Source organism: Streptomyces indicus (assembly GCF_900100315.1).
GTDB classification, from domain to species: domain Bacteria; phylum Actinomycetota; class Actinomycetes; order Streptomycetales; family Streptomycetaceae; genus Streptomyces; species Streptomyces indicus.
In genome coordinates, this window is the sequence record NZ_FNFF01000013.1 from 124,032 (window position 1) to 149,037 (window position 25,006).

Consider the following 25,006-nt stretch of genomic DNA (forward strand, 5'->3'; position numbering starts at 1 on the left):
GAGCGCGGCGCGGGTTCAGCGGGGCAGCGCGTCCGCCGCGGCCACGGGCAGCCGGACCTGGAAGCAGCAGCCGCCCTGCACGTTGTGCACCTCGGCGCTGCCCCGGTGGGCCTCCACGATGCCGCGCACGATCGCGAGCCCCAGGCCCGCCCCGGCCGGCGGGGTGCGGGCCGCGCTGCCGCGCCAGCCCGTGTCGAAGACGCGCGGCAGGTCCTCCTCCGGGATGCCGCCGCAGCCGTCGGTGACGGACAGGACGACCGCGTCGTCCTCGGCCCGCGTCGCCGCGACCGCGACCGTGCCGTCCGCGGGGGTACGGCGGATCGCGTTGACCAGGAGGTTGGCGAGCACCCGGGTCATCTCCTTGCCGTCCACCTCCACGGGCACCTCCTCGACCCGGTCGCCGACCAGCCGTACACCGTGCTCGCGCGCGAGCGGATCGGCGCCGGCCAGGGCGTCCCCCACCAGGTCGTAGACCGACATCCGGGTCCGCGTGAGCTGGAGGGCGCCCGCGTGGATACGGGAGAGCTCGAACAGGTCGCCGACCATGCCGTTGAGCCGCTCGACCTCGGTGCGGATCTGCCGGAAGTAGCGCTCGGGCTCGGCGGCCATGCCGTCCTCCAGCGCCTCGGCCATCGCCCGCAGCCCGGCGAGCGGGGTGCGCAGGTCGTGCGAGATCCAGGCGACCAGTTCGCGCCGCGAGGTCTCGAGGGCGCGCTCGCGTTCGCGTGAGGCGGCGAGTTTGGCGCTGGTGGCGGCCAACTCGCGGCTCAGCGCGTCCAGTTCGGCCGTGGCCGCGGAGCCCGGCGCGGCGAAGCTGCCGCCGTCGCCGAACGAGCGGGCGGCCTGCGCGAGTTCACGGGACCTCGCCACCACCCAGCGCCCCAGGAGCAGCGCGGTCGCGAACGAGACCACCGCGGCCATCACGATCACCAGCGTGACGACCGTCAGGTCGTGCGGCGACAGGAACATCGCCCAGGCCACGGCCAGGGTCCCGGCGAGCATCGCGGTGACGGCGGTGGCGGCGACCACGGCGAGCGAGACGGCCACGGACCGGTGGCGCAGCAGCCGCAGCGCGCCCACACCGAGCGCCCCGGCGACGGCGGCCCCGCACGCGGCGTACAGGGCGATGAGCAGCACCTCACGCATCGGGCAGCGCCTCCTCCGGCCGCTCGGGCCGCCCCGCGCCCTCGGGCGCACCGTCCTTCGCGAAGCGGTATCCGACGCCCCAGACGGTCTGGATCAGCCGGGGCCTGGCCGGATCCTCCTCGATCTTGCCGCGCAGCCGCCGCACATGCACGGTCACGGTGGACAGATCACCGAACTCCCAGCCCCACACCTCGTGCATCAGGCGTTCCCGGCTGCAGGCCTGGCCGGGATGCCGCAGGAAATAGGCGAGCAGGTCGAACTCCCGCAGAGTGAGGGAGAGTTCGCGCCCGTCCTTGAGGGCACGGCGCCCGCCCGGTTCGATCTCGATGCCCGCGTACGAGAGCACCGGCGCCTCGCCGCGCCGGGGCACGCGCGCGCGGCGCAGCACGGACTCGACGCGCAGCACCAGCTCGCGCGGGCTGAAGGGCTTGGTGACGTAGTCGTCGGCGCCCACTTCGAGGCCGAGGATGCGGTCGTCCTCGTCACCGCGCGCGGTGAGCATGATCACCGGCACGGGGGCGCGTTCGCGCAGCCTGCGGCAGACCTCCAGGCCGTCCATCCCGGGCAGCATCAGGTCGAGCACGACCAGATCCGGCATCCGCGCATCGGCCGCACGCAGCGCGCCCGGACCGTCGGCGGCACGGTCGACCACATGCCCGGCACGGTCGAGATAGCCGGCGACGACCTCGGAAACGGTCGGATCGTCATCGACGACCAGCACACGGGTCCGCGCCGGCTCGTCCCCGCCCGGCGCTGCCTGACCTGTCTGTTCCATGGGGCCAGCTTCCCATCGCGGCGCCCGGGACACCCCTCCCCCGGTGCGACGAGGACCCGCTGTCCTCGCTCCGTAAGATCCGAAACCCTGAATGCCCGAAACCCCCATGCTCGTTCCCCCGCCTCGGCGGCCACATCCGGGAGGCGGACTACGACGCGTCGGCCACCGTGATCGCGGTCGGCCGACCGCGGAACGGGACCGGCCGGCGGCCGCCTGATGAAACGCACACGCGCCCTCCCCCGGACCGGGGAAGGGCGCGCGGGGACGCGGGACGTCAGTTGTTGCTGTGCAGCACGTCGTTCAGACCGCCCCACACCGCGTTGTTCGGGCGGGCCTCGACCGTGCCCGTGACCGAGTTGCGGCGGAAGAGGATGTTGTTGGCGCCGGAGAGTTCGCGGGCCTTGACGATCTGGCCGTCGGGCATCGTGACGCGGGTGCCGGCGGTGACGTAGAGGCCGGCCTCGACCACGCACTCGTCGCCGAGCGCGATGCCCACGCCCGCCTCGGCGCCGACGAGGGAGCGCTCGCCGATCGCGACGCGCTGCGTGCCGCCGCCGGACAGGGTGCCCATCGTGGAGGCGCCGCCGCCGATGTCCGAGCCGTCGCCGACGACGACGCCCTGGGAGATGCGGCCCTCGATCATCGACGTGCCGAGCGTGCCGGCGTTGAAGTTGACGAAGCCCTCGTGCATCACGGTGGTGCCCGCGGCGAGGTGCGCGCCGAGGCGGACGCGGCCGGCGTCGGCGATACGGACGCCCTTCGGGGCCACGTAGTCGGTCATGCGCGGGAACTTGTCGACGCCGTGCACGACGAGGTGCAGGCCCTCGGCGCGGGCGTTGAGGCGGACCTGCTCGAGGGTGTCGACCGGGACCGGGCCCAGGGAGGTCCAGGCGACGTTGGCGAGGAGGCCGAAGAGGCCGTCGAGGTTCTGCTCGTTCGGCTTGACCAGCGTGTGGCTGAGCAGGTGCAGCCGCAGGTAGGCGTCGTGGGCGTCGAGCGGCTTGTCGTCCAGGGACGCGATCACCGTGCGGACGGCGACGATCTCCACGCCCCGGCGGTCGTCCTTGCGGACGGCCTTGGCGGCACCCTCACCGAGCAGTTCGACGGCGCGCTCGGCGCTCAGGCGCTCGGTGCCGGCCGGGCCGGGGGCCTCGCTGAGCTCGGGGGCGAGGAACCAGGTGTCGAGAACGGTGCCGTCGGCGGCGAGGGTGGCGAAACCCGCGGCTACGGCGCCGGTGGTACGGGGAGCAGTGGTGTCGGTCATGGGCAGAAACTTAACCGGCCCGCGCGCACGGAAGCGAACCGGTCTCAGGGTCCGGGCCGCCGCGCGCCGCGCCCTGCCGTAGGGCACGAATGCGCTCATCCCTGCCGTAGCGCACGAATGCGCTCACCCCTGCCCTACGGCACCGATGCGCTCACCCCCGGCCACCCGCACCGCCGCAGGCCGTTCCCGCATCCGGCCCGCGAGCAGCACCGCGCACCCCGCCCCCACGGCGAGCACGGCGCACAGCGGCCAGAGCAGTCCGGGTGCGGACTGGAGTACGGCGCCGCCGATCGGTGCCGCGAGGACCGTGCCGCTGACGGAGACTCCCGCGTACAGGCTCTGGAAGCGGCCCTGTACGTGGTCGGGTGCCTGGTCGGCGACGTAGGCGGTGGCGGTGGTCTTGTAGAGGATCTCGCCGAGGGTGAGCAGGGTCATCGTGGCGATCGCGGTGGCGAGGACGGTGCCGGGGATCAGCGCCGCGTAGCCCGCGCCGACCAGGACGAGGCCGCAGCCGACGATCCGCAGCGGCGGCCGGTCCTTGAGGGCGAGTGCCACGGGCAGTTCGAGCAGCAGGATCAGTCCGCCGTTGATGGCGATCATCCAGCCGTAGACGCGGGCGTCCATGCCGTGCTCGGCGAGGTGCACCGGGAAGGTCGTGTACTGCTGCCGGTAGACGAGGTCGACGAGCAGGATCGCGCCGAGCAGCACCAACACGGCGGGCCTGGAACGCAGTTCGGGCCACAGCTTCCCGCCCGCCGCCTCGGGCGCCGGCGGGTCCGCGTGCCCCGCCCCTGCGCCAGGCGCCCCCGCCTCGACCGAACGCTCCGGCGCCGCGACGGGAACCTCCGCCTGAACCCCCGCCGGCACCCTGCGCGCCGTCCACCAGGCGAAGAGCAGCGTGCCGATGCCGTCCGCGACGAACAGCCAGTCGTACGAGAACGAGGTCGCGACCAGCGCGCCGAGCGGCGGCCCGACCGTGATCCCGCCGTTGGACGCGGCCCGGATCACCGCGAAGGCCTGGCGGCGGGCGCCCTGCGGGACGAGGACCGCGACGAGCGCGGAGTTGGCGGCGCGCAGCACGCCCGCCGCGTACTGCGCGAGCGGCAGCGCCAGGTACAGGGCCGCGAACGGGAGCAGCGGCAGGACCGCGAGGACGAGGCCGGCGGCCACGGCCGCGGCGAGCAGGACGCGCCGGTGCCCGAAGTGGTCTCCGTACCAGCCGCCGGTGAAGTTGCCCGCGATGAGCCCGAGTCCGCCGAGTCCGCTGATCAGTCCGGCCTCCGCGACGGACAGGCCGCGCGGACCGGTGAGGTAGAGGAACACGTAGACGAACGTGAAGCTGACCAGCGCGTTGAAGAACACCCCCGCCGCGAGCAGCCACACGGACCGCGGCACCACCGCCCGTATCCCGCCCGCAGCCCCGCTCCTGCCCTCGCGCACCGCACCCACCCCTTGGACCATCGAGTCAGTTCCTTTTGGGAACTGACTATGGCAGCATGCGGAGCAGCAGGTCAACGGAGGCCGATAATGAGCGGCAGGCCGAGGCGAACGCGCGGCAGGCCGACGGGGGCAGGCACCGTGAAAGGACAGCCATGGCACGCAGGACGAGCCTGGGCGACGCCGACTGCGCCATCGCCCAGGCGCTGGACGTCGTCGGCGACTGGTGGACGCTGCTCATCGTGCGCGACAGCGCCCGCGGGGCCCACCGCTTCGAGGAGCTCCAGCGCGAACTGGGCATGTCCCGCAAGGTCCTGGCCGAACGGCTCAAGCTGCTCGTCGACGCGGGCGTCCTCGACAAGGTCCCGTACCAGGACCGCCCGCTGCGCCACGAGTACCGGCTCACGCCCCGCGGCCGCGCCCTGCTGCCGGTACTGATCGCACTCCAGGACTGGGGAGACACCTGGGTGCTCGGAGAGGGAGAAACCATGGCCACGACCACCGACAGCTCACGCGAAGCCGGGCGCGTCCACGCGCTGCGCGGCACGCGCATCCCGGACGACGTACAACTCGTCGACAGCGAAGGCGCGTTGCGCGACCCGGTGGCGCCGACCCCCTTCACGGTCCTGTACTGCTTCCCGGGCGCCTACGCCCGCAGCGAGTCCTATCCGCCGGGCTGGTCCGGCATCCCGGGCGCCCCCGGCTGCACGCTTGAGTCCTGCACGTACCGCGACCGGCTCGCCGAGTTCACCGCCGCGGGCGCGACGGTGCACGGCGTCTCGACCCAACGCCCGGACGAGCAGCGGGAGTTCGCCGCGAAGGAGCGGCTGCGCTTCCCGCTCCTGTCGGACGCCGACCTCGCCCTGGCCGCCGCCCTGCGCCTGCCGACCTTCCGCGCCGCCGGCGTGAGCCGCCTCAAGCGGCTGACCCTGGTGGTCGACCGGGAGCGGACGGTGCGCGAGGTGTTCTACCCGGTCACGGACATCGCGGCGAGTGTGGACGCGGCCCTGGAGGCGGTGCGGGAGCGGCAGGAGGGTCAGCCACCGGTCCGGGCCGAGGACTGATCCGCACACAGCACCCGGCGCAGCATCTCCCTCGTATACGCCTCGTCGAACTCCGCGCCCGTCAGGAGCACTTGGAGGCAGATCCCGTCGAGCAGCGCCACCACGGCACGGGCCGTGACGCGATCGGTCCGCCGGGCGAGGATCTCCTCGACGGAGGCGCACCACTCGGCGGCCACCGGACGCAGCGCGGGGCGGCGCAGCGCCGCGAGGTACAGCTCGTACTCGAGCTCGACTCCGGTACGGTCGCCCCCCAGCCACTCCCCCGTCAGCCGGGCCAGTTCCGCGGCGAGGTCGGCCTCGGGCCCGAGCAGCGACTCCCGCTCGCGCACCATCGCACCGAAGCCTTCGTTGGCCTGGCGCAGTGCGGCGACCAGCAGATCGTCGAGGGTCGCGAAGTGGTACGTGGTGGAGCCCAGCGGGACGTCGGCCTCGGCCGCGGCCGAGCGGTGGCTGAGCCCGCCGATCCCCTTGCTGCCCACGACGCGGATCGCGGCGTCGATGATCCGCTGCCGCCTACCGGGGTCGTACCGCCTGGCCATCAGCGCACCACCCCGACCGCGAGACCGCCCCTGCCGGGAGTCGCCCCGGGTACGCGCCCCACCCCCATCAGTGCGCCCCGCCCAGATTGAGCAGGACGACGCCGCCGATCACGAGCAGGATCCCGGCGAGTTTGGCGAGACTCGTGGACTCCCCGAGGAAGACCATCCCGATGACGGCCACGGCCGCGGTGCCCACGCCGGCCCAGATCGCATAGGCCGTGCCGACCTGCATCGTCTTGAGGGTCTGCGCGAGCAGCGTGAAGGCGAGCAGATACCCGGCGAGCGTCCCGAGCGAGGGCCACAGCTTGGTGAACCCCTCGCTGTACTTCATGGCCGTGGTGCCGGCCACCTCCGCCGCGATGGCCGCGGCCAGCAGTCCGTATCCCATGTGGACAAGGGTACGCATCGATGCGTACGGGTGTACATATCGCGAGCGCCGGTGTGTGCCGGCGGCCGGGCGATGTGACGTATCTCGTGCGGCCCTCGGGCCGTTCGGCCCTGTCCCGGGCCGCGGGTGCGCCGCGAACATGGGCCGGTTGACCGGACGAACCCCAGGAGCAGTGGACGTGTCGCACCCCGGCTGGGCCCCGCCGGCCCCGTACGCCCCCGCACCCCCGAAGCCGGGCGTGATACCCCTCGCCCCGCTCTCCCTGGGCGACTACTTCGGCGCGTTCGCGGATCTCGTACGCGGGTACGGGCGCCCCCTGATCGGTCTCGGCGCCGCCGTCGTCGGCGCCCTGTACGCCGTCACCTACGCCTGCTCCACCCTCGGTCTCCTGTACCTGGGATCGGACGACCCCTTCCTCACCGTCGACCAAGGGCTCAGCGGCGCCCTCGTCACGGTGATCGCCGCCGCGGTCCTGCTCGGCGCCGCGTCGACACTCGTCGCGTATACGACGGTGGCCGCCCTGTGTCCGGCCGTGCTCCGGTCCGCGGTGCTCGGCCACCGGGTGTCCGGTGCCGGGGTGTTCCGGCAGGCGGTCCGCCGCATTCCGGCCCTGACCGGCGCGCTGCTCCTCGCCGCACTCGCCTGCCTCACGCCCGTGCTGCTCGTCGCCGTGCTGGTCTTCTTCGCCGGTCCCGGCGCGGCCCTGCTCCTGGTCTGCGCGCTGCCCTTCGTCCTCTGGTTCTGGACCGCCTGCAGCCTGGCGCCCGCTGTGATCGTGATGGAGGGTGCGGGCCCGCTGACCGCGCTGCGCCGCTCGATGCGCCTCGTGCGCGGGAACTGGTGGCGGGTCTTCGGCATCCAGCTCCTGATGGCGCTCCTCGCCACGGTGGCGTCGATGGCCCTCGCGCTGCCCTTCGACCTGCTGAACTCATGGATCCCGACGTCCGGGAGCGACGCGGTGGAGATCGCGCTGGGCGCCGTGCTCCTCGTCCCCGCGGCGGCGGGCACGCTCGTCTCCGTCCTGCTGTCCCAGACGACCGCCGCCCTGCTCTACACGGACCGGCGCATCCGCTGCGAAGGCCTCGCCCCGGCCCTCGCCGAGGCGGCGCACTCCCCTCGCTGAGGCCCGCCGGCGCTCGGCTACCGTATGCCCTCCGATCAAGGGAAACGGAAGGCAGCGATGGCGTACCAGGGGTGGGGACCGCAGGGGCCGAACAGTCCGGCAGGGCCTGGCGGTCCGGCAGGTCCGAACGGCCCGGCAGCACCGCAGGGACCGTACGGCGGCTGGGGCGGAGCGCCGGGCTGGGGCGGCTGGCAGCCGGTTCCGCCGCCGCCGAAGCCGGGCGTGATCCCCCTGGCGCCGCTGCGCCTGAGCGACATCTACAACGGCGCGTTCTCGACCCTCGGCCGTTATGCGAAGCCGCTGTCGGGCGTGATGGGCGCGGCCCTCGTGGCGACGCTCGCCGTGGCCGCCGGTGCGCTCGCTCTCGTCTACGCCTTCGCACGGGACGACTGGGAGCGCGTCGCCTCGACGGGCGACCCGACGTGGAGCGAGCTGCGCTCGCTGCTGCTCGCCGTCGTGGTCGGCTACCTGGTCTTCGGCCTGCTCAGCGTCGTGATCAATGCGTTCCTGACCGCCGCGGCTCCTGTGGTCCTGGAAACCGCGGTGCTCGGCCGCCGTACGACGTTCGGTGCCGTGTGGCGGCGCGCATGGTCGCGGACCCCTTCCGTGCTCGGGGTGCTGGCCCTCGCCTACCTGCTGATGCTGATTCCGAGCGCACTGTGGCTCGTGCCCTCGTTCAGCACCTCGGCCTCGGCCGAGCCCGCCGACCTCGGGACGCTCCTGGTCTTCGGACTGCTGACGCTGGCCCTCATGCCCCTGGTGGCCTGGCTCTACGTGTCGATCAGCATGGCGCCCGCGGCGGCGGTCCTCGAGTCGGCGGGACCGCTGACCGCGCTGAAGCGCTCGTTCCGCCTCGTGCGCGGCACCTGGTGGCGCACGTGCGGCATCCTGCTGCTCACGGTGCTGATGCTCGGGGCCGTCGGCTGGACGGTGCAGATCCCGCTGCTGTTCCTGATGCCGCAGCCGGACTACGCGGCGGCCCTGGATCCGTACACCAGCACCGGTGAGCTGTACGCGGACATGTACGGCCACCTGGTGCCGGACCTGTGGCTGTGGCTCGGCGTCACGTTCGCGGTCCTCGCGGTGCTCCAGATGCTCTTCACCGTCTTCACCCAGCTGGTCTCCGCCCTGGTCTACATCGACCAGCGCATCCGCCGCGAGGGCCTCGCGGACAGCCTGGCCCGGGCCGCCGGACAGCAGTGACTCCCTCCCGGCATACGCAAGGGGACCCGCACCAGAACGGTGCGGGCCCCCTTCTTCGTACGGCTGAAGCAGCCGCACGCGCGGAACTCAGACGATGCAGCCGTACGCGCGGAACTCGGACGAAGCAGCTGTACGCGCGGTACTCAGACGTTGAACCCGAGCGCCCGAAGCTGCTCGCGGCCCTCGTCCGTGATCTTGTCCGGGCCCCACGGCGGCATCCAGACCCAGTTGATGCGCAGTTCGCTGACCAGGCCGTCGGTGGCCGACTTCGCCTGGTCCTCGATGACGTCCGTCAGCGGGCAGGCCGCCGACGTCAGGGTCATGTCGATCGTCGCGATGTTCGCGTCGTCGATGTGGATCCCGTAGATGAGGCCGAGGTTGACGACGTCGATGCCGAGCTCGGGGTCGACGACGTCCATCAGCGCCTCGCGCACCTCCTCCTCGGAGGCGGGCTTCAACGTAGCGGTCTCGTCGCTCATGCGGACTTCCTCTCGGCGGGCTCGGACTCCCCCAGAGCCTGGGCGGTCGCGTCCTTCCACGCCATCCAGCTCAGCAGCGCGCACTTCACACGCGCCGGGTACTTGGAGACACCGGCGAACGCGACCGCGTCCTCCAGGATCTCCTCCATCGCGTCGTCGGGCTCGATCCTGCCCTTGGACTGCATCAGCTCCAGGAAGGTGCCCTGGATCCGCTGCGCCTCGGTGACGTCCTTGCCGACCAGGAGGTCGTTGAGGACCGAGGCGGAGGCCTGGCTGATGGAGCAGCCCTGGCCCTCGTACGAGACGTCCGCGATCCGCGTGCCCTCGTACTTCACCCGCAGCGTGATCTCGTCGCCGCAGGTCGGGTTGACGTGGTGCACCTCGGCGTCGCCATCCCGAAGACCGCGCCCGTGCGGGTGCTTGTAGTGGTCCAGGATGACTTCCTGGTACATCGAGTCGAGCTTCACGATTCCAGCCAGCCCCTCAGCCGAAGAAGTTCCGTACGTGCTCCAGGCCCTCGACCAAGGCGTCGACCTCGGCCGGCGTGGAGTACAGATAGAACGACGCTCGCGTGGTCGCAGGAATTCCGTACCGCAGGCAGACAGGGCGGGCGCAGTGGTGTCCGACGCGGACCGCGATGCCCTGCTCGTCCAGGACCTGGCCCACGTCGTGCGGGTGGATGTCGCCGAGCGTGAAGGAGATCGCGGCGCCGCGGTCCTCCGCCGTGACCGGACCGATGATCTTGAGGTCCGGCACTTCGAGGAGCCGCTTGACCGCGTACGACGTGATCGCGTGCTCGTGGGCCTGGACCTTCTCCATGCCGATCGACTGGAGGTAGTCCACGGCCGCGCCCAGACCGACCGCCTGCGCGATCGGCGGGGTGCCCGCCTCGAACTTGTGCGGGGCCGGCGCGTACGTCGAGGACGACATCGAGACGGTCTCGATCATCTCGCCGCCGCCGAGGAACGGCGGCAGGTCCTCCAGGAGTTCCTGGCGTCCCCACAGCACACCGATGCCGGTCGGGCCGCACATCTTGTGGCCGGTGAAGGCCACGAAGTCGGCCTGCAGCGCCTGCACGTCCAGCGGCATGTGCGGCGCGGCCTGCGAGGCGTCGATGAGGACGAGGGCGCCGACCTCCTGGGCGCGGCGCACGATGGCCTCGACCGGGTTGTGCGTGCCCAGGATGTTGGAGACGAGCACGAAGGAGACGATCTTCGTCTTCTCCGTGATGACCTCGTCGATGTTCGACAGGTCGAGGCGGCCGTCGTCCGTGAGACCGAACCACTTCAGCTTCGCGCCGGTGCGCTGCGAGAGCAGCTGCCACGGAACGATGTTGGAGTGGTGCTCCATCTCCGTGATGACGATCTCGGTCTCGTGGTCGACCTTGTACGGCTCGTCGGCCCAACCGAGCATGTTGGCCACGAGGTTGAGGGACTCCGAGGCGTTCTTCGTGAAGATCACCTCGTCGCGGGAGGGCGCGTTGATGAACTCCGCGACCTTGTCCCGCGCGCCCTCGTACAGCGCCGTGGCCTCCTCGGCGAGGACGTGCACGCCGCGGTGGACATTGGCGTTGTGCCGCTCGTAGTACTCGGTGAGCGCGTCGAGCACCTGGCGCGGCTTCTGCGAGGTCGCCGCATTGTCCAGATACACAAGCTTCTTGCCGTCGTGGAGCACACGGTCCAGGGCGGGGAAGTCCTTGCGGATCGCCTCGGTGTCGAGGAGGCCCGGCAGCTGTGTCACGCGGATACGCCACCCTTCACGTACTTGTCGTAGCCCTCGGCCTCGAGCTGGTCGGCGAGCTCGGCGCCGCCGGACTCGGCGATCCGGCCGTTCGCGAACACGTGCACGAAGTCGGGCTTGATGTAGCGCAGGATGCGCGTGTAGTGGGTGATGAGGAGGGTGCCGACCTCGCCCGTCTCACGGACGCGGTTCACCCCTTCCGACACGATGCGCAGGGCGTCGACGTCGAGGCCGGAGTCGGTCTCGTCGAGGATCGCGATCTTCGGCTTGAGCAGCTCGAGCTGAAGGATCTCGTGGCGCTTCTTCTCACCGCCGGAGAAGCCCTCGTTGACGTTGCGCTCGGCGAAGGAGGGGTCCATCTGGAGACGCTCCATGGCCTCCTTGACCTCCTTCACCCAGGTGCGCAGCTTGGGGGCCTCGCCGCGGATCGCCGTGGCCGACGTACGCAGGAAGTTGGAGACCGAGACACCCGGGACCTCGACCGGGTACTGCATGGCGAGGAAGACGCCGGCGCGTGCGCGCTCGTCCACCTCCATCTCCAGGACGTCCTCGCCGTCGAGGGTGACGGTGCCGCCGGTGATCGTGTACTTCGGGTGACCCGCGAGCGAGTACGCGAGGGTCGACTTGCCGGAGCCGTTGGGGCCCATCACGGCGTGGGTCTCGCCCTGCTTGATGGTCAGGTCGACACCCTTGAGGATCTCCCGGGGGCCGTTCTCGGCCTCGACGGAGACGTGCAGGTCGTGGATTTCAAGCGTTGCCATGGGTGCCTCAGGACTCCTGGGTGAGGGAGGCGTTCACGTCGACGAGGACGCTGCCCCCTTCGATCTTTACGGGGTATACGGGGACGGGGCGCGTCGCGGGAAGGCCGGACGGCTTGCCGGTGCGGAGGTCGAACGCGGAGCCGTGCAGCCAGCACTCGATCTGGCAGTCCTCCACCTCGCCCTCGGACAGCGAGACGTTCGCGTGCGAGCAGATGTCGTAAATCGCGAACACCTCGCCCTCGGTCTTGACGAGCGAGACCGGCGTGCCGTCGAGTTCCACCCGCTTCGGGGTGTCCTCCTCCAGCTCGCTCAGCTCACAGGCTTTGACGAAGGCGCTCATCAGACGGACGCCTCGAGCTCTTCCTCGATCTTGGCGATGAGGCGCTCCTCGATGTCCTTGACACCGATCTGCTGGACCAGCTCGGCGAAGAAGCCGCGCACGACGAGGCGGCGGGCCTCCGTCGCGGGGATGCCGCGGGCCATCAGGTAGAAGAGCTGCTCGTCGTCGAAGCGGCCGGTCGCGCTCGCGTGACCGGCGCCGACAATCTCGCCGGTCTCGATCTCCAGGTTCGGCACCGAGTCGACGCGGGCGCCGTCGGTGAGAACCAGGTTGCGGTTCATCTCGTACGTGTCGGTGCCCTCGGCCGCGGCCTCGATGAGGACGTCGCCGATCCACACGGCGTGCGCGTTGTCGCCCTGGAGCGCGCCCTTGTAGACCACGTTGGACTTGCAGTTCGGCACATTGTGGTCGACCAGGAGGCGGTGCTCCTGGTGCTGGCCGGCGTCCGTGAAGTACAGGCCGAGCAGCTCGGCGTCGCCGCCGGGGCCGGTGTACTCGACGCGCGGGTGCAGCCGTACGACATCGCCGCCGAAGGTCACGACGACCGACTTGAAGGTGGCGTCGCGGCCGAGCTTGGCGTTGTGCTGCGAGCAGTGGACAGCCGTGTCGTCCCAGTCCTGGACGGAGACGAAGGTGACCTTGGCGCCGTCGCCGACGAGGAAGTCCACGTTGGCGGCGCGCACGCCGTCACCGGTGTGGTCGACGACGATGACGGCCTCGGCGAACGCACCGATGTCGAAGACGGTGTGCCCGAAGGTGGTGCCGCCCTCGCCGTGCAGGAGCACGCGCACCGGCTCGGTGAGTACGGTCTCCTTGGGGACCGAGATCACGGTGGCCTTCTCGAAGGAGGAGTAGGCCTGCGCGGCGATGCGGTCCACCGGCTTGCCGGCCTTGCCGACGCGCTCGTCGTCACGGGTCACCGACTCGACGGTGACGCCCTCGGGGGCGTCGACCTGCGCCTTGATGGCGCCGTCGGCCTTGGCGGTGCCGTCGTGCAGCCCCTTCAGACGCTCGAGGGGCGTGAACCGCCACTCCTCCTCGCGGCCGTGCGGGACCGGGAAGTCCTGCACGTCGTAGGACGGGGGCGCGCTCATGCGCGTGGCGACGGTGGACTCCGCCGCCACCGCTACAGCGCCGCCGGCGGTGGCACCGGCCGGGATGTTCTGAGCCTCAGCCATGGCTGTCGTAGTGCTCTCTTTCTTACGTAAGTGGCTTGATGGAGAAGGCGGTTGGTGGGCGGCCCCAGGGCAGGGGCCGCCGGCCCGGAGGGGGCCTTAACCGACCGCACCCTCCATCTGCAGCTCGATCAGCCGGTTGAGCTCCAGGGCGTACTCCATCGGGAGCTCCTTGGCGATCGGCTCGACGAAGCCGCGCACGATCATGGCCATGGCCTCGAACTCGGTCATGCCGCGGCTCATCAGGTAGAAGAGCTGGTCCTCGGAGACCTTGGAGACGGTCGCCTCGTGCCCCATGGACACGTCGTCCTCGCGCACGTCCACGTAGGGGTACGTGTCCGAGCGGGAGATCTGGTCCACGAGCAGCGCGTCGCAGAGCACGTTGGACTTCGAGCCCGGAGCGCCCTCGCCGATCTCGACCAGACCGCGGTACGAGGTGCGGCCGCCGCCACGGGCCACCGACTTCGACACGATGTTGGAGGAGGTGTTCGGCGCCATGTGGACCATCTTGGAACCGGCGTCCTGGTGCTGGCCCTCGCCCGCGAAGGCGATGGAGAGGGTCTCGCCCTTGGCGTGCTCGCCCATCAGGTAGACGGCCGGGTACTTCATGGTGACCTTGGAACCGATGTTGCCGTCGATCCACTCCATGGTCGCGCCCTCGTAGGCCACGGCGCGCTTGGTGACCAGGTTGTAGACGTTGTTCGACCAGTTCTGGATCGTCGTGTAGCGGCAGCGGCCGCCCTTCTTCACGATGATCTCGACCACGGCGGAGTGCAGCGAGTCGGAGGAGTAGATCGGCGCGGTGCAGCCCTCGACGTAGTGGACGTAGGCGTCCTCGTCGACGATGATCAGCGTCCGCTCGAACTGGCCCATGTTCTCCGTGTTGATACGGAAGTAGGCCTGCAGCGGGATCTCGACGTGCACGCCCTTCGGCACGTAGATGAAGGAACCGCCGGACCACACGGCCGTGTTCAGCGAGGCGAACTTGTTGTCGCCGACGGGGATGACGGTGCCGAAGTACTCCTTGAAGAGCTCCTCGTGCTCCTTCAGCGCGGTGTCGGTGTCGACGAAGATGACGCCCTGCTCCTCCAGGTCCTCACGGATCTGGTGGTAGACGACCTCGGACTCGTACTGGGCCGCGACACCGGCGACGAGGCGCTGCTTCTCCGCCTCCGGGATGCCGAGCTTGTCGTACGTGTTCTTGATGTCCTCCGGAAGCTCCTCCCAGGACTGGGCCTGCTTCTCGGTGGAGCGCACGAAGTACTTGATGTTGTCGAAGTCGATGCCCGACAGGTCCGAGCCCCAGGTGGGCATGGGCTTCTTGTCGAACAGGCGCAGGCCCTTGAGACGGAGCTTGGTCATCCACTCCGGCTCGTTCTTCTTCGCCGAGATGTCGCGGACGACATCCTCGTTCAGACCGCGCTTGGCAGCCTGGCCGGCCGCGTCGGAGTCGGCCCAGCCGTACTCGTACTTACCCAGGCCCTCGAGTTCGGGGTGGGCAGTCTCCTCGATGGGGAGAGTCATGCGGGGTTCCTCCCGGCCGTGCTTGCAGATGCTGTGGTGGCTTGGTCTGTGACTTGGTCTTGCGTGGTCTCTTTACGAGGGATGAACGTCGTACAGACGCCGTCCCCGTGGGCGATGGTGGCCAGTCGCTGCACATGAGTGCCGAGCAGGCGGCCGAAGAACTCCGTCTCCGCCTCACAGAGCTGTGGGAACTGCTCGGCGACATGGGCGACCGGGCAGTGGTGCTGACACAGCTGCTCGCCGACCGGTGCGCTACGCGCAGTTGCAGCGTACCCGTCGGCGGAGAGCGCCTTGGCCAGTGCCTCGGTGCGCTCCTGGGCCGGCACGTCCTCCAGCGCCGCGCGGTAGGTCTCGGCCTGGGCGGCGAGCCTGGCCCGGGCGAACGCCGCGACGGCCGCGTCCCCGAGCTCCCCGCCGCCGGCGGACTGCGAGATCCAGCGCAGGGCCTCGGCGGCGAGCTTGTCGTAGGACTGGTCGAAGGCGTCCCGGCCGCAGTCCGTCAGGGCGAACACCTTGGCGGGCCGGCCGCGCGTACGAGCGCCGTAGACCCGCTTCTCGCGGGGCTCCACGACATCGTCGGCGACCAGGGCGTCGAGGTGCCGGCGGACGGCGGCCTGCGTCAGTCCCAGGCGGGTGGCGAGGTCGGCCACGGTGGACGGGCCGTGGTCGAGGATGGAGCGCGCGACGCGGTTGCGGGTGCTCCGCTCACCGGTCCCGAGCTCCTCCTGCGGAGCCCCGGTGGGGGTCTCCGTAGCCTCGCCGACGTTTTTCACAACGCCATTGTTGCGTAATTCCTCAGGCCCCGACAACCGGCCTGGTGGCAGGCTCGGGGTGCCGTGCATCACTTAGGGATACCTAAGTGGATACGGAGGGTGACGGGCGGTGAACCCCGAGGTCAACGCCGCTGTCGTATCGACTGAAGCGGCGGCGGGAGATCCGTGGGATCCCTCAGAGGTCCTCTTCGCGCTCGGGCCGCCCCATGAACCAGTACGAGCCGGCCACGAGCAGCCCGCCGCCGACGATGTTGCCGGGGACGGTGAAGAGGAGGTTGCGGAGCAGATCGCCGAGGCCCGCGCCGCCGTCGAGGATCGACAGGGCGAACAGGGCCATGTTGGCCACGCAGTGCTCGAAGCCCACGGCCACGAACACCAGGACCGGGATCCAGAGCACGAAGATCTTCGCGCCGTCCCCCTTGGCCCGGTAGAACATCCAGATCGCCAGGCACACGAGGAAGTTGCAGAGCACGGCCCGCCAGAAGAGCTGGCCGCCGTCGAGCGTCTCCTTGCCGTGCACCATCTCGGCGAGCATCGCGCGGGCCGGCGCGGTGGAGACCACTCCGGAGGCGTGCACCATGGCGCCGAAGAGGAAGGCGCCGACGAAGTTCCCGAACAGGGAGAGCGACCAGCTGCCCACGAGATCGCGCGCTCCGGTGCGCCCGGTGAGCGAGCCGATCAGCATCACCATGACGTTGCTGGTGAACAGCTGGGCACCGGCGAACATCACGATGGTCAGCGCGATCGGGAAGACCAGGCCTTCGAGGAGTTTCGTGGCCGCCGAACCGGCCGACACGAAGGGCGAGACGGCGACCAGGAGCAGCACCTCGCCGATGCCGATGTACGCGCCCGCGAGGACCGCGGAGACGAAGTAGCGCGGGGTCCGCCGCAGGTCGTGCGCCTTGTGGGCGGCCTGCTCGGACGTCTCTGCCACGTTCTTCGCAATGCTGGTCACATATCGACGCTAGGCCCGCAAGGGACCCGCTTCGGACAGAAAAGGTCACCAATGACCGGACCTGCGGACCCGGCGGCCCGGGACCTGCGGCCCGTCCTTAGACTCTGACCTCATGCGAAGCGAGCCCGTCGTCCAGCTCACCTCCGTGGTGAAGCGGTACGGCAGCAAGACCGCCGTGGACGGCCTGGACCTGGAGGCCGCGGCGGGCATCACCGCCGTCCTCGGTCCCAACGGCGCCGGCAAGACCACCACGATCGAGACCTGCGAGGGCTACCGGAAGCCGGACGCCGGCACGGTCCGCGTCCTCGGCCTCGACCCGGTAGGGCAGGCCGCCGAGTTGCGGCCGCGGATCGGTGTGATGCTCCAGTCCGGCGGGGTCTACTCCGGCGCCCGCGCCGACGAGATGCTCCGCCATGTCGCCAAGCTGCACGCCCACCCGCTGGACGTGGATGCGCTCATCGAGCGTCTGGGGCTTGGCAGTTGCGGCCGTACGACGTATCGCCGGCTCTCCGGCGGCCAGCAGCAGCGCCTCGCGCTCGCGCTCGCCGTGGTGGGCCGTCCCGAGCTGGTCTTCCTCGACGAGCCCACCGCGGGCCTCGACCCGCAGGCCCGCCGCGCCACCTGGGATCTCGTACGGGAGCTGCGCGCCGACGGCGTGAGCGTCATCCTCACCACGCACCACATGGACGAGGCCGAGCAGCTCGCGGACGATGTCGCGATCATCGACGCGGGCAGGGTCATCGCGCAGGGCAGCCCGGAGCAGCTGTGCAAGGGCGGCGCCGAGAACACCCTGCGCTTCTCCGGACGCCCCGGCCTCGACATCGCCTCCCTCCTCAAGGCCCTCCCCATGGACACGCAGGCCGCCGAGCTCACCCCGGGCTCGTACCGCGTGACGGGGACGGTCGATCCCCAGCTGCTCGCGACCGTGACCACCTGGTGCGCCCAGCACGGCGTGATGCCCGACCGGATCTCGGTGGAGCGGCACACGCTCGAGGACGTCTTCCTGGAGCTGACCGGCAAGGAGCTGCGCGGATGAGCACCGGTACGTACAGCCCGAAGCCGGGGGCCGCCCCGATGGGGCGCATGATCACCGCCCAGGCGCTCTTCGAGACGAAGATGCTGCTGCGCAACGGCGAGCAACTGCTCCTGACGGTGGTCATCCCGTCGCTGCTCCTCGTGCTCTTCTCCTCGGTCGACATCATCGACACGGGCTCGGGCAAGTCGGTGGACTTCCTCGCCCCCGGCATCCTCGCGCTCGCGGTGATGTCCACGGCGTTCACCGGGCAGGCCATCTCCACCGGTTTCGAGCGGCGTTACGGAGTCCTCAAGCGCCTGGGCACCTCACCGCTCCCCCGCTGGGCCCTGATGACGGCCAAGACCTTGTCCGTCCTGGTCATCGAGGTCCTCCAGATCGCCCTGCTCACCGCCATCGCCTTCGCGCTCGGCTGGTCCCCGCAGGGCAACCCCTTCGCGGTCGTCCTGCTCCTGATCCTCGGCACGGCGGCCTTCTCCGGGCTCGGCCTGCTCATGGCGGGGACGCTCAAGGCCGAGGCGACGCTGGCCGCCGCCAACCTGGTCTTCCTGCTGCTCCTGGTCGGCGGCGGCGTGATCGTCCCGCTGGACAAGTTCCCTGACGCGGCCCAGAACGTGCTCGGGCTGCTGCCCATCTCGGCCCTGTCGGACGGGCTGCGCGATGTGCTGCAACACGGCGCGGGGATGCCCTGGGGGAACCTGGCGATCCTCGCGGTGTGGGCGGTGCTCGGGCTCGGTGCGGCGGCGCGGTTCTTCCGCTGGGAGTGAGGGCTCCCGCGGCGGCCCTCGCCTACAGCCGCCGCTTCGTCCACCAGAAGCAGAACCCGGTGAGCCCCAGCGCCAGCGCCGCGTAGATCCCGGTCTCGGCCCACTGGAACGGCCAGTACCGGCTCGCCGGGTGGTACGTGGCCTCCTGCCGGTACCCGAGTCGGTTGGCCGTGTCGGTCACGCACTGCATCGCCTCGCCCGGACTCGGCGCGCGGTCGCAGCGGGCCATGTCCGCGTCGGGCAGGTCGATCAGCGGCACCGTCCGGCCGTCCTTGTCGACGGTGCGGCTGGACAGGATCCACGCCCCGGGGTCCGCCACCCTGGCCTGCGTGTGCAGCAGCCCGCCCTCGCCCACCCCGTCGATGTTCCGGGTGGAGAAGGCCGAGGTGGTCGTCACCGGCTCGGCGAGCTGCGGCCGTACGAAGGTCGGCATCGCGATCTGGACCAGTGCGAACACGGCGAGCGTCAGCGCCATCGCGGGCAGCGCACGCCGTACGAGCATCCCGACGGTCACCCCGAGGGCGAACGCGAACGCCGCGTACCCGACCGGGACGATGCCCCGGGTGGCGAACACGATGGCCTCCAGACGCGGATAGCTGTCCACCGCGCTCTTGTCGAGCGGGCTCGCCCACCACGTCACCGCGAGCGTGCCGATCCCCGCCGCCGCCATCGCCGCGAGGCCGACGAGCGCCACCTTCGCCGCCAGCCAGCGGGTACGGCGCACGCTCTGCGTCCACGCCATGCGGAAGGTGCCGGTCTCCAGCTCGCGCGCCACCAGCGGCGCGCCCCAGAACAGCCCGATCAGGGCGGGCAGCAGGAGCAGCAGCCCGCTCACGCCGAGGAACGCGGACTGGTGGCTGTCGAGGAACCGGTCGAGGAACCGCGCGCATCCGTCGGCATGGCCCGCGCAGCCCGAGATCCCCTTCGCGTAGTCGTCCGCCAGGCCGGGGCCGGTCAGCGCGAGCGCGGCCCCGAACACCGTCAGGACACCGGCCATCATCAGGGCCGGGCCCCGGAACTGCCGCCAGGTCAGCCAGATCATCGCTGCACCTCCAGCCGGGGGCGCCGCACCGCGGGTGCGGTCCGGTCCATGTAGGCGAGGACCAGGTCCTCGAGGTTGATCCCGTCCACGCTCCAGCTCGGGTCATGGATCGGCTCCTCCGTGCGTACGAGGAGGGTGGTCTGGCGGTCGGTGTGGCGGGCGGAGATCACCTGCTGATGTGCGGGCAGCCGGTCCGGATCGCGCCGCGCCCCGACCAGGCGGTGGTGGGTGGCGAGCAGCTCGTCGAGGTCTCCGGCCACCTGGACGCGGGAGTCGACGAGCACCACGAGGTAGTCGCAGGCCCGCTCCACGTCGGAGACGAGGTGCGAGGAGAGCACCACGCTCAGCTCGTGCTCGGCGACGGCCTCCATGAGCAGCTGCATGAACTCCCGCCGCGCGAGGGGGTCGAGGGCCGCAACGGGCTCGTCGAGGATGAGCAGCTCGGGCCGTTTGGCGAGCGCCAGGGTGAGGGCGAGCTGGGCGCGCTGGCCGCCGGAGAGGGTGCCGGCGCGCTGCTTCGGGTCGAGCCCGAGGCGCGCGACGCGTTCCCGCGCCGCCGCGTCGTCCCACGCGGGGTTGAGCCGGCGGCCGAGCGCGAGGTGGTCGGCGACGGTGAGCCGTGCGTAGGCCGGGGTGTCCTGGGCGACGAAGCCGACCCGGGCGAGCTGGGCCACGTCGGCGGCGGACGGGCCGCCGCACACCTCGATGCTGCCCGCGCTCGGCGCGAGCAGCCCGGCCGCGAGGTTCAACAGGGTGGACTTGCCCGCCCCGTTGGGCCCGACGAGTCCGACGACCCGGCCCGCGGGCAGGTCGAGGTCGCAGTCCTGGAGCGCCCAGCGCTGCCGGTACTTCTTGCCGAGGCCGCGGGCGCGTATGACGGAGTCTCGTAAGCCGGTGCTCACGCTACGTCCTCTCCGGCACCTCGAAAGGTGCTCAGGAACAGGGCCTCGATGCTCTCCTCGTCGAGGCCGGCGAGACGTGCCTTGGTGAGCCAGCGCTCCAGGTCCTTGCGGAGCGGGCCGTGGGCCGACAGGGACTTGTCGGCGAGGGTGCGCGTCACGAAGGTGCCCACGCCGGGCCGCGCCGCGACGAGCCCCTTGTGCTCCAGCTCGCGATAGGCCTTGAGGACGGTGTTGGGGTTGATCGCCAACTGGCTCGCCACCTCCTTGACCGTCGGCAGCCGGTCCCCTTCCTTCAGCAGTCCGAGCCGCAGCGCGTGCCGCACCTGCTGGACGAGCTGCTGATACGGCGAGAGTCCGGAGCGCCCGTTCAGATGGAACTCGATCACGGCACCTCCATTTAGCTAGTTGGCTAGCACTTTAGGCTCCTGGGTTCCTGAGCCGTCAAGACCTGCGTCACGTATCGCCGTAGACAAAAAGGACTCAACTGTCACGTAACGGGCGCGAGATGGCGACCCTCGTGAAAACTTGCACAAGGCCGCCCCCTACGATGGGCCCGTGCCAAACGTGACCCGAGCCGACGTCGCTCAAGCCGTGCGCAACCCGCTCGCTTTCATCGCCGAGCGCTGGACCCCGTCACAGCGGATCCTCCAGCGGGCGATCCTCGCGTCCCTCGTGATGAACGTCCTCATCGTCGTGACCGGCGGCGCCGTCCGCCTCACGGGCTCGGGCCTCGGCTGCCCGACCTGGCCGAAGTGCACCGACGACTCGCTGACCGCGACCGCCGAGATGGGCTTCCACGGCGTCATCGAGTTCGGCAACCGCATGCTGACGTACGTGCTGTGCGCGGCGGTCGGCTGGGCGATCATCGCGGCACGCTCCACGAAGCCGCGCCGGCGCAGCCTCACGCGCCTGGGCTGGACGCAGTTCTGGCTGGTCATGAGCAACGCCGTGCTCGGCGGCATCGTGGTGCTCGTCGGCCTCAACCCGTACACGGTCGCGGCCCACTTCATGCTCTCCACCACGCTGATCACGGTCGCGACGGTGATGTGGCAGCGCGCCCGCGAGGGCGACGCGGCGCCGCGTCCGCTGGTGGGCAAGTCGGTGCAGCAGCTGGTGTGGTTCCTGACCGTCGCGGCCGGGCTGCTGGTCGCCGTCGGCACCGTGGTCACCGGCGCGGGCCCGCACGCGGGCGACTCGAGCGAGGTGCACCGCATCCCGCTGAACTGGGAGGACGTCTCCAAGCTGCACGCGGTCCTCGCGTGGGTCGTGGTCTCCCTGACCTTCGCCCTGTGGTTCGTCCTGAAGGCCGTCGACGCCCCGCCGGGACCGCTGCGCCGCACCCGCGACCTCTTCCTGATCCTCCTGGCCCAGGGCGTGATCGGCTACGTCCAGTACTTCACGGACCTCCCCGAGGTCCTGGTCGGCGCCCACATGCTCGGCTCGTGCCTGGTCTGGATCGCGATCGTCCGCGTCCTTCTCTCCCTGCGGGAGCGCCCGGAGCTCGAGCTCTCGCTGCCGTCCCAGGGCGAGGCCCAGCTGACGGGCGCGCGCTAGGCCGTTCCTGGCCCGGCCGGCGCGGAGCCGTCAGCGCCGTCGGCGCGGAGCCCTCAGCCGCGCCGCACCCGCGCGGCCGGATCGTCCTGAGCCGGGACCCGCGGCGTCGGCGCGGTGGGCGCGGGCCCTGTAAGCGTGGGTCCGGCGGGTCCTGTGGTTCCTGCGAGTCCGACGGGCATCAGGCGTGCGCCGGACCCGTGCGACACGTCCCTCCCCGCCTCGTACGGCGGGCGTGACACCGGCTGACCGGTCTGCCGTTCGGCCAGGCCGTACACTCGCTCCGCGTTCCCCGCCGCGATCATCGCCGCCACCCGCTCCGCGTCCGTGCGCGACCAGGCGCCGTCGGCGACCCAGCCGCCCAGGACCCGCCCCACGGCCTCGCGGTAGGCGCGGGCGGCGACCACGTGGAGTTCGGGCAGGCCGCGTGCGCCACTGGAGAACAACAGCTTTCCGAACGGGGCGAGTTCGAGCAGCTCCGCGAAGACCGCCGGGCCGCGCGCCCCCGACCGCACCAGAGCGGGGCCCAGATCCGCGTAGACATGCGGGAAGATCCCGGCCAGGTGGGCCGCGTGCCGGTGGTACGGGTAGCCGTGCAGCAGGACGAGGTCGGTGCCGAGCCCGGCCGTCGCCCGCGCGAACCGGGTCAGATAGGGGCCCGGATCGCCCGCCCCGGTGTGCAGTTGGAGCGGAAGCCCGCTGGCCACGCCCATCCACAGCAGGTGCCGCAGCAGCACCGGATCGGTCAGCTTCCCGCCGACCTGCCGCGCCGCCAGCCACCGCCCGGCGGCCCCGCCCACCTCCCCCGCGTCCGGCGGCTCGGGAGCGAGGGCCAGGCCGTGGCGTACGCCCGCCACCGAACTGAAGGCGATCGCTCCCGAGGCCGCGCCGTGCACGGACTCGGCCAGATTGCCCAGGAAGGACTCGACGGTCCCCGAGGTGTCGGCGACCTGTTCGGCGAGCAGCTCGAGGCGCACGATCTCGTGCGCCCGCGCCCCGCCCGCCGCGCCTAGCTCGGCCGGTCCCGTGAGGTCGTCGGGCAGTCCGGTGTCGACGAGGTACGCGGTGATGCCGCTGCCGCGCAGCAGCCGCCGCTCCGCCTCCACCACCCCGAGCTCGCGGCGCCGCGCGAGATAGTGCGGCGCAGGACAGTGCGGCTCGAGGTCGAGCAGGGGCGGGCACCAGCGGCGTACGGCGAAGCCCGTCTGGGTGTCGAAGAAGGTGGTGCCGGGCGCGGGCGGGCCTTCCCCGCGGCCGAGATGCGCCTCGAACGTGCCGAGCCCGAGCTCGGCGCGCAGCACGCCGTGGCAGTACTGGTCCACCAGGGACGGGGTGTCGATCATCCGGGGCTCCCTGTGCTGGACCGTTACTCCCTACGGTCCTAACGCCCGAGCCCCGCTCCAGGTGTTGCCCGCCGCCGATTCGGCAGGCCTGCCGTTGGGAGAACGGCAGACCGAAGGCCCGGCCACGCGGGAACGGCAGACCGAAGGCCCGGCAGCTCCTTGCAGAACGGCCGGGCCTTCCCGAACGTGTCAGCCGTTCTTCGGACCGCCGACCTGGATCCCGGCCATCCGCGACCACTCGTACGGGCCGGTCTTCACGCGCGCCGCGAACTCGCCGTCGAACTCCTCGTGCACGGTGACCCCGGCCTTCGCCACGGCCGCCTCGGCCACCACGTTGCTGGTGGCGACGAGGTCGCCCCAGGCGCCGTCCTGCCCGACGAGCACGATCCGCGTGCCGCGCTCGCCCATGTATGCGAGCTGGGCCTCGGCCCCGCCGTGCTCCTTGGCGAACGCGCCGATCCGCTTGGCCAGCTTGGCCGCGGTGCGCTCGTCCTTGGTGCCCTTGCCCTCGGGGGCCGCCGTATCCGTCTTGGTCTCTGCCATGAGCAGGATGCTACCGACGGGTAGTGAAACGCGCGACGCCCGGGTCACGTGGCCTCGGCCACGCCACCCGGGCGTTCGAAGAGCAGCGGCTCAGCGCAGGAACGGGTCCACCGCGACGGCCACGAAGAGCAGCGACACATAGGTGATGGACCAGTGGAACAGCCGCATCTCCTTGAGCTTCGCGCCCGTCACCTCGGCCTTCGCGCGGTTCTGCAGCGCGTGCGCCTCCCACAGCCAGAAACCGCCCGCGAGCAGCGCCACCAGCGTGTAGAACCAGCCGGTGTAGCCGAGCGGTGTGAGCAGCAGCGAGGCGCCGACCATGACCCAGCTGTAGAGGACGATCTGCCGGGCGACCACCTTGTTGGAGGCGAGCACCGGGAGCATGGGCACGCCGGCCCGCGCGTAGTCGTCCTTGACCTTCATCGACAGCGGCCAGTAGTGCGGCGGCGTCCAGAAGAACATCACCAGGAACAGGATGACCGGCGCGTACGACAGCGAGTTGGTGACCGAGGACCAGCCGATCAGGACCGGCATGCAGCCCGCGATGCCGCCCCACACGATGTTCTGCGAGGTCCGCCGCTTCAGGATCATCGTGTAGACGACCGAGTAGAAGAGCAGCGCCCCGAGCGCCAGCCAGGCCGACAGCCAGTTGACCGCGAAGCCGAAGAGCAGCGTGGAGCCGATCGCGAGCGTGATGCCGAAGACCAGGCACTCGGTCGGGCTCACCATGCCCGTGACCAGCGGCCGCTGCGACGTGCGCTCCATGAGCGCGTCGATGTCGCGGTCGTACCACATGTTCAGGGCGTTGGCCCCGCCCGCCGACAGGTAGCCGCCGAGGCAGGTCACGAGGACCAGCCACAGGTCGGGCACCCCTTGTTCGGCGAGGAACATGACCGGCACGGTCGTGATCAGCAGCAGTTCGATGATCCGCGGCTTGGTCAGCGCGATGAACGCCATGACCCGGGCCTTGAACGGCCGACGACTTGTGCTCGCATTCTCAAGCACGCCCGCAGGACGGGACTCAACGGCCGTCACGCACACCCCTGACAGAGACTCCCAGCGAGCACGCCGGACGTCTGTCGATGTGAACACCCGGTAAAGGCTCGCGCGTACCAGGCCACTGTAGAGGTTGGCCATAC

Annotated in this window: 26 protein-coding genes and 1 pseudogene; 6 read left to right on the top strand and 21 right to left on the bottom strand. The window is 70.9% G+C overall.

All coding sequences use genetic code 11. The features are described from left to right. Positions 1-15: 15 nt before the first annotated feature. The 4 genes from BLT97_RS27125 to BLT97_RS27140 all read right to left on the bottom strand — a co-directional run bounded on the left by BLT97_RS27125 (position 16) and on the right by BLT97_RS27140 (position 4,646). Positions 16-1,146 carry a sensor histidine kinase gene (locus tag BLT97_RS27125; RefSeq protein WP_093614692.1) on the bottom strand — a complete coding sequence of 377 codons (1,131 nt, stop codon included), beginning with the start codon at positions 1,144-1,146 and terminating at the stop codon, positions 16-18. Continuing rightward, the gene (locus BLT97_RS27130) at positions 1,139-1,921 is read right to left on the bottom strand and encodes a response regulator transcription factor (protein ID WP_093614694.1); all 783 of its coding nucleotides are present in this window, start codon (positions 1,919-1,921) and stop codon (positions 1,139-1,141) included. Before BLT97_RS27130 ends, BLT97_RS27125 begins: the two co-directional genes overlap by 8 nt. Positions 1,922-2,195: 274 nt before the next feature. Then, entirely contained in the window at positions 2,196-3,185 is a 990-nt protein-coding gene (gene dapD / locus BLT97_RS27135; protein WP_093614696.1) for a 2,3,4,5-tetrahydropyridine-2,6-dicarboxylate N-succinyltransferase, read from the bottom strand. A 123-nt stretch (positions 3,186-3,308) separates the two neighbouring features. Then, positions 3,309-4,646, bottom strand: a complete 1,338-nt coding sequence (locus tag BLT97_RS27140; RefSeq protein WP_093614698.1) for an MFS transporter — start codon at positions 4,644-4,646, stop codon at positions 3,309-3,311. A 131-nt stretch (positions 4,647-4,777) separates the two neighbouring features. Here BLT97_RS27140 and BLT97_RS27145 point away from each other — a divergent pair, with 131 nt between their 5' ends. Next, positions 4,778-5,686: a winged helix-turn-helix transcriptional regulator gene (locus BLT97_RS27145; RefSeq protein ID WP_093614700.1), complete on the top strand. Its 909-nt coding sequence runs from the start codon at positions 4,778-4,780 to the stop codon at positions 5,684-5,686. Here the strand turns inward: BLT97_RS27145 and BLT97_RS27150 are convergent. Further along, complete coding sequence (locus BLT97_RS27150) at positions 5,659-6,225, bottom strand: TetR/AcrR family transcriptional regulator (protein WP_093614702.1); 567 nt, start codon at positions 6,223-6,225, stop codon at positions 5,659-5,661. The two genes, BLT97_RS27145 and BLT97_RS27150, sit on opposite strands and share 28 nt — an antisense overlap. Positions 6,226-6,292: 67 nt before the next feature. Beyond that, on the bottom strand, positions 6,293-6,613 hold the full coding sequence (locus tag BLT97_RS27155; protein WP_093614704.1) for a DMT family transporter: 321 nt from the start codon (positions 6,611-6,613) through the stop codon (positions 6,293-6,295). Positions 6,614-6,791: 178 nt separating this feature from the next. Between BLT97_RS27155 and BLT97_RS27160 the strand changes: the two genes are divergently transcribed. Beyond that, the gene (locus BLT97_RS27160; RefSeq protein WP_143041392.1) at positions 6,792-7,736 is read left to right on the top strand and encodes a DUF7847 domain-containing protein; all 945 of its coding nucleotides are present in this window, start codon (positions 6,792-6,794) and stop codon (positions 7,734-7,736) included. A gap of 222 nt (positions 7,737-7,958) precedes the next feature. After that, positions 7,959-8,939: a DUF7847 domain-containing protein gene (locus BLT97_RS27165; RefSeq protein ID WP_093614708.1), complete on the top strand. Its 981-nt coding sequence runs from the start codon at positions 7,959-7,961 to the stop codon at positions 8,937-8,939. 143 nt (positions 8,940-9,082) lie between these two features. Here the strand turns inward: BLT97_RS27165 and BLT97_RS27170 are convergent, their stop codons facing one another. From BLT97_RS27170 to BLT97_RS27210, 9 genes are all read right to left on the bottom strand, one after another. Then, entirely contained in the window at positions 9,083-9,418 is a 336-nt protein-coding gene (locus BLT97_RS27170; protein ID WP_093614710.1) for a metal-sulfur cluster assembly factor, read from the bottom strand. Beyond that, entirely contained in the window at positions 9,415-9,885 is a 471-nt protein-coding gene (gene sufU / locus BLT97_RS27175; protein WP_093614712.1) for a Fe-S cluster assembly sulfur transfer protein SufU, read from the bottom strand. The genes BLT97_RS27170 and sufU overlap by 4 nt, the downstream gene beginning before the upstream one ends. 16 nt (positions 9,886-9,901) lie before the next feature. Next, complete coding sequence (locus tag BLT97_RS27180) at positions 9,902-11,158, bottom strand: cysteine desulfurase (protein WP_093614714.1); 1,257 nt, start codon at positions 11,156-11,158, stop codon at positions 9,902-9,904. After that, the gene (gene sufC / locus BLT97_RS27185; protein WP_093614716.1) at positions 11,155-11,919 is read right to left on the bottom strand and encodes a Fe-S cluster assembly ATPase SufC; all 765 of its coding nucleotides are present in this window, start codon (positions 11,917-11,919) and stop codon (positions 11,155-11,157) included. Before sufC ends, BLT97_RS27180 begins: the two co-directional genes overlap by 4 nt. Before the next feature lie 7 nt (positions 11,920-11,926). Continuing rightward, positions 11,927-12,259 carry a non-heme iron oxygenase ferredoxin subunit gene (locus BLT97_RS27190; protein WP_093614718.1) on the bottom strand — a complete coding sequence of 111 codons (333 nt, stop codon included), beginning with the start codon at positions 12,257-12,259 and terminating at the stop codon, positions 11,927-11,929. Further along, positions 12,259-13,437, bottom strand: coding sequence for a Fe-S cluster assembly protein SufD (gene sufD / locus BLT97_RS27195; protein ID WP_093614720.1), 1,179 nt, complete (start codon positions 13,435-13,437; stop codon positions 12,259-12,261). Before sufD ends, BLT97_RS27190 begins: the two co-directional genes overlap by 1 nt. A gap of 96 nt (positions 13,438-13,533) precedes the next feature. Next, positions 13,534-14,958: a Fe-S cluster assembly protein SufB gene (gene sufB / locus BLT97_RS27200; RefSeq protein WP_093614722.1), complete on the bottom strand. Its 1,425-nt coding sequence runs from the start codon at positions 14,956-14,958 to the stop codon at positions 13,534-13,536. Next, entirely contained in the window at positions 14,955-15,731 is a 777-nt protein-coding gene (locus tag BLT97_RS27205) for a helix-turn-helix transcriptional regulator (protein WP_093614724.1), read from the bottom strand. The genes sufB and BLT97_RS27205 overlap by 4 nt, the downstream gene beginning before the upstream one ends. Before the next feature lie 175 nt (positions 15,732-15,906). Continuing rightward, positions 15,907-16,686 (bottom strand): formate/nitrite transporter family protein, encoded by a 780-nt coding sequence (locus BLT97_RS27210; RefSeq protein ID WP_093614726.1) that lies wholly within the window; start codon positions 16,684-16,686, stop codon positions 15,907-15,909. Between the two features lie 112 nt (positions 16,687-16,798). Between BLT97_RS27210 and BLT97_RS27215 the strand changes: the two genes are divergently transcribed. Both BLT97_RS27215 and BLT97_RS27220 read left to right on the top strand, forming a co-directional pair. Then, positions 16,799-17,722: an ABC transporter ATP-binding protein gene (locus tag BLT97_RS27215; RefSeq protein WP_093614728.1), complete on the top strand. Its 924-nt coding sequence runs from the start codon at positions 16,799-16,801 to the stop codon at positions 17,720-17,722. Continuing rightward, positions 17,719-18,486, top strand: a complete 768-nt coding sequence (locus tag BLT97_RS27220) for an ABC transporter permease (protein ID WP_093614730.1) — start codon at positions 17,719-17,721, stop codon at positions 18,484-18,486. Before BLT97_RS27215 ends, BLT97_RS27220 begins: the two co-directional genes overlap by 4 nt. Before the next feature lie 22 nt (positions 18,487-18,508). On the opposite strand, the gene BLT97_RS27225 is transcribed toward BLT97_RS27220, so the two are convergent. Genes BLT97_RS27225 through BLT97_RS27235 form a run of 3 tightly spaced genes read right to left on the bottom strand, consistent with a single transcriptional unit; the run spans position 18,509 to position 20,816 of the window. After that, positions 18,509-19,528: an ABC transporter permease subunit gene (locus BLT97_RS27225; RefSeq protein WP_093614732.1), complete on the bottom strand. Its 1,020-nt coding sequence runs from the start codon at positions 19,526-19,528 to the stop codon at positions 18,509-18,511. Continuing rightward, positions 19,525-20,430, bottom strand: a complete 906-nt coding sequence (locus BLT97_RS27230; protein WP_093614734.1) for an ABC transporter ATP-binding protein — start codon at positions 20,428-20,430, stop codon at positions 19,525-19,527. Before BLT97_RS27230 ends, BLT97_RS27225 begins: the two co-directional genes overlap by 4 nt. After that, entirely contained in the window at positions 20,427-20,816 is a 390-nt protein-coding gene (locus BLT97_RS27235) for a GntR family transcriptional regulator (RefSeq protein ID WP_093614736.1), read from the bottom strand. Before BLT97_RS27235 ends, BLT97_RS27230 begins: the two co-directional genes overlap by 4 nt. Positions 20,817-20,985: 169 nt before the next feature. Here BLT97_RS27235 and BLT97_RS27240 point away from each other — a divergent pair, with 169 nt between their 5' ends. After that, positions 20,986-21,984, top strand: coding sequence for a COX15/CtaA family protein (locus BLT97_RS27240; RefSeq protein ID WP_176953904.1), 999 nt, complete (start codon positions 20,986-20,988; stop codon positions 21,982-21,984). Positions 21,985-22,247: 263 nt separating this feature from the next. Here the strand turns inward: BLT97_RS27240 and BLT97_RS27245 are convergent. From BLT97_RS27245 to BLT97_RS27255, 3 genes and pseudogenes are all read right to left on the bottom strand, one after another. Then, positions 22,248-23,324 (bottom strand): annotated as a pseudogene (locus BLT97_RS27245) (amidohydrolase family protein); the annotation flags it as partial. A gap of 189 nt (positions 23,325-23,513) precedes the next feature. Beyond that, the gene (locus tag BLT97_RS27250) at positions 23,514-23,867 is read right to left on the bottom strand and encodes a hypothetical protein (RefSeq protein ID WP_093614740.1); all 354 of its coding nucleotides are present in this window, start codon (positions 23,865-23,867) and stop codon (positions 23,514-23,516) included. A gap of 90 nt (positions 23,868-23,957) precedes the next feature. Beyond that, positions 23,958-24,908, bottom strand: coding sequence for a heme o synthase (locus BLT97_RS27255; RefSeq protein WP_093614742.1), 951 nt, complete (start codon positions 24,906-24,908; stop codon positions 23,958-23,960). Positions 24,909-25,006 lie beyond the last annotated feature (98 nt).

Excerpts from the sequence above, each read along its gene's own strand:
- BLT97_RS27140 (WP_093614698.1), bottom strand. The coding sequence starts at position 4,646 with ATGGTCCAAGGGGTGGGTGCGGTGCGCGAGGGCAGGAGCGGGGCTGCG.
- BLT97_RS27225 (WP_093614732.1), bottom strand. The coding sequence starts at position 19,528 with ATGATCTGGCTGACCTGGCGGCAGTTCCGGGGCCCGGCCCTGATGATG.
- BLT97_RS27130 (WP_093614694.1), bottom strand. The coding sequence starts at position 1,921 with ATGGAACAGACAGGTCAGGCAGCGCCGGGCGGGGACGAGCCGGCGCGG.
- BLT97_RS27155 (WP_093614704.1), bottom strand. The coding sequence starts at position 6,613 with ATGGGATACGGACTGCTGGCCGCGGCCATCGCGGCGGAGGTGGCCGGC.
- BLT97_RS27190 (WP_093614718.1), bottom strand. The coding sequence starts at position 12,259 with ATGAGCGCCTTCGTCAAAGCCTGTGAGCTGAGCGAGCTGGAGGAGGAC.
- dapD (WP_093614696.1), bottom strand. The coding sequence starts at position 3,185 with ATGACCGACACCACTGCTCCCCGTACCACCGGCGCCGTAGCCGCGGGT.
- BLT97_RS27220 (WP_093614730.1), top strand. The coding sequence starts at position 17,719 with ATGAGCACCGGTACGTACAGCCCGAAGCCGGGGGCCGCCCCGATGGGG.
- sufC (WP_093614716.1), bottom strand. The coding sequence starts at position 11,919 with ATGGCAACGCTTGAAATCCACGACCTGCACGTCTCCGTCGAGGCCGAG.
- BLT97_RS27150 (WP_093614702.1), bottom strand. The coding sequence starts at position 6,225 with ATGGCCAGGCGGTACGACCCCGGTAGGCGGCAGCGGATCATCGACGCC.
- BLT97_RS27125 (WP_093614692.1), bottom strand. The coding sequence starts at position 1,146 with ATGCGTGAGGTGCTGCTCATCGCCCTGTACGCCGCGTGCGGGGCCGCC.
- sufB (WP_093614722.1), bottom strand. The coding sequence starts at position 14,958 with ATGACTCTCCCCATCGAGGAGACTGCCCACCCCGAACTCGAGGGCCTG.
- BLT97_RS27215 (WP_093614728.1), top strand. The coding sequence starts at position 16,799 with ATGCGAAGCGAGCCCGTCGTCCAGCTCACCTCCGTGGTGAAGCGGTAC.
- sufD (WP_093614720.1), bottom strand. The coding sequence starts at position 13,437 with ATGGCTGAGGCTCAGAACATCCCGGCCGGTGCCACCGCCGGCGGCGCT.
- BLT97_RS27170 (WP_093614710.1), bottom strand. The coding sequence starts at position 9,418 with ATGAGCGACGAGACCGCTACGTTGAAGCCCGCCTCCGAGGAGGAGGTG.
- BLT97_RS27250 (WP_093614740.1), bottom strand. The coding sequence starts at position 23,867 with ATGGCAGAGACCAAGACGGATACGGCGGCCCCCGAGGGCAAGGGCACC.
- BLT97_RS27145 (WP_093614700.1), top strand. The coding sequence starts at position 4,778 with ATGGCACGCAGGACGAGCCTGGGCGACGCCGACTGCGCCATCGCCCAG.